Origin of the sequence: Pseudomonas donghuensis, assembly GCF_000259195.1 — a bacterium.
Taxonomy (GTDB): Bacteria; Pseudomonadota; Gammaproteobacteria; order Pseudomonadales; family Pseudomonadaceae; genus Aquipseudomonas; species Aquipseudomonas donghuensis.
The window spans coordinates 1-2,552 of the sequence record NZ_AJJP01000226.1; the positions used below are offsets into that span (position 1 = coordinate 1).

Genomic DNA, 2,552 nt, shown 5'->3' on the forward strand with positions numbered 1-2,552 from the left:
CTGCTCAATAGCGACATTGTGTTTGGCGGTGCCTGAGGCCGCGCATGTGTGAAAGGATGCGAGGGTGGTGCAAACCACTCTCGCATTTTTTTGCAGTTCCAATATGAGCCTTTGCTCAAAGGCTATCCGGATCCCCGCAGGGCATCGCGCCTTAATGTTTCCGGAGTTTCTGAAGGCCGGCCGGTGGACACAGAACGTTGACTATACTGTGTCCTGCTTTGCAGCAATACCGTTATGCCAGGCGGGTATGATGGGCTCCGTCTACTGGCAACACCACGCCGTTGACGAAGGAACCCGCCTCGCTAGCGAGCATGATCACCGGTCCAACCAGTTCGTCGAGCTGGCCCAAACGTCGTGATGGCATTGAGCGTAGGGCTGCCTGCCCCTTTTCGCTAGCGAAAAATGCCTGGCTCATTTCCGTTTCGAACCAGCCGGGGGCAATGGCATTGACCCGGATGCCATAGCGCATCAAGTCATTGGCAAGTGCCCGGGTCAACTGGACCACTGCGCCCTTGGACGCCGCATAGGCACTGTAACCGGGCTGCACCCCGAGGCCGAGTATCGAGGCGATGTTGATGATTGCTCCCGGTCGCTTTGCCTCGGCAAGCCGACGCGCAGCCTCCTGGGATACGCGCCAGATGCCCTTGAAATTGGTGTTCAGCACCGCATCCATTGAGATCTCGTCGGTTTCCAGAAAGGGGGCTGGGGTCGCAATACCGGCATTGTTGATAATAATGTCACACACGCCGACTTCGGCTGCCGCAGCGTCGAACGCGGCATGTACGCTGTCACTCGAGGTCACATCCATGGCAACAGCGATGGCCTTGGCACCGCTGTTGTTGATCTCGTGCACTAGTGCCTCGATCCGGTCGAGCCTGCGAGCCGATGCCACGATCGTGGCCCCAGCCTGCGCCAGGCCGCGGGCGAGACAATAACCGATACCGCTTGAAGCGCCGGTGACGAGAGCGACTTTGCCAGCCAGCGAAAAACGTTCATTAACCATCGTAACTTCTCCAAGCCACGGAAATTCAGTTGCCAGGGGCCATGAGGTCCAGTCCCATTTGCGAGAGCGGCCGGGCCAGCTCACCCGTTTCGTGCGCCTGCGTATTGGAAGCGTTGCCTTCAAGGGCGCGTTTTTTCACACCTTGAGCGATCGCGGCAAGCCGGAAAAAACTGAACGCGAGATAGAAGTTCCAGTTTTCGATCTTTGCCAGTCCCATGCGCGCGCAATAGTCGGCGATATAGGCATCTTCGTCGGGTATGCCCAATGCCTGGCGGTCGAGGCCGCCCAACCCGCGGATCAGGCCGTCATTCGGCATGCGCCACTGCATGCATTGATAGGCCAGGTCGGCGAAGGGATGGCCGAGTGTGGACAGTTCCCAGTCGACTACAGCGAGGATGCGCGGTTCGGTAGGGTGGAACAGGAAGTTGTCCAGTCGATAGTCGCCATGGACCAGGCTGACGCGCCCGTCGTCTGGCGGCAGCAGCATCGGTAGCCGTTCGATGAGCTGGTTCATCGCAGGGTTGGTATCGGTTTCGCTGGCCTGGTACTGCTGGGTCCAGCGCGCGATTTGCCGCTCGAAATAGTTACCGGCTCGACCATAATCGCCGAGGCCGATGACTTCGACGTCCAGGCGGTGCATCGCTGCCAGTACGCGGTTCATCTCGTTGTAGTAGGCAGAGCGTTGGTGCTGCTCGATCTCCGGCAGTGCGGGGTCCCAGAAAATCCGCCCTTCCACGAACGACATGAGGTAGAAGTCGCTGCCGATGATGCTGGCATCCTCGCAGAGGTGGTACGGGTGGGCTACTGGAACCTCGGTGTTGCGCAGGGCTTGCATGACGCGAAATTCACGGTCGATCGCGTGAGCGGACTTCAGCAGTGCGCCCCGTGGTTTGCTGCGTAACACGTAATCGGCCCCGCCAGCGCGCAACCGGTATGTCGGGTTCGACTGCCCGCCAGCGAATTTCTCCAACGCGACAGGCCCGTTGAAACCGGGTAGAACGGCTTCCAGGTAGGCGCCCAGGCGCTCGTTGTCGAGGTTTTCAATGTGGGTCATGTAGTCTTTCCTCAAGCTGTGTAGCGTTTGATCACCGCTTTGCCCAGTGAAGCCATGTGCACCTGATCGGGGCCATCGGCCAGGCGAATGGCCCGGGCATTGGCAAAGGCGCGCGGCAGGAAGCTGTCCTGGCACAGGCCCAGTGCGCCGTGAGCCTGAATGGCGCGGTCAATGACCTGCTGCGCCATGGTCGGGGCAACGATCTTGATCATCGCGATAAGATCCCGCGCGTCCTTGTAGCTGGTGCGGTCCATCTTGTCGGCAGCCTTCAAGGTCAACAGGCGTGCCTGCTCGATATCGCACAGCGAACGCGCGATGTCCTCGCGTATCGAGCCTTGCTCGGAGAGCTTCTTGCCGAACGCTACCCGTTGCTCGACCCGGGCGCACATCAACTCCAATGCACGCTGAGCGGATCCGATCAGGCGCATACAATGATGAATCCGGCCTGGACCCAGCCGGCTTTGCGCAATTTCGAAGCCTTGGCCTTCGCCGCCG

The 2,552-nt window shown here is 59.9% G+C and carries 3 protein-coding genes; all 3 read right to left on the reverse strand.

From position 1 onward, the window contains the following. Positions 1 to 232 precede the first annotated feature (232 nt). Complete coding sequence (locus UW3_RS0102260; protein ID WP_010220570.1) at positions 233 to 1,003, reverse strand: SDR family NAD(P)-dependent oxidoreductase; 771 nt, start codon at positions 1,001 to 1,003, stop codon at positions 233 to 235. A gap of 25 nt (positions 1,004 to 1,028) precedes the next feature. Next, a complete protein-coding gene (locus UW3_RS0102265; RefSeq protein ID WP_010220571.1) occupies positions 1,029 to 2,057 on the reverse strand; it encodes a phosphotransferase in 1,029 nt (342 codons plus the stop codon). Positions 2,058 to 2,068: 11 nt separating this feature from the next. Further along, on the reverse strand, positions 2,069 to 2,552 hold a 484-nt coding region (locus UW3_RS0102270), incomplete at its 5' end, for an acyl-CoA dehydrogenase family protein (protein ID WP_010220572.1).

Bases quoted from the DNA above. Each gene is read 5' to 3' on its own strand.
- UW3_RS0102260 (WP_010220570.1), bottom strand. From the start codon at position 1,003: ATGGTTAATGAACGTTTTTCGCTGGCTGGCAAAGTCGCTCTCGTCACC.
- UW3_RS0102265 (WP_010220571.1), bottom strand. From the start codon at position 2,057: ATGACCCACATTGAAAACCTCGACAACGAGCGCCTGGGCGCCTACCTG.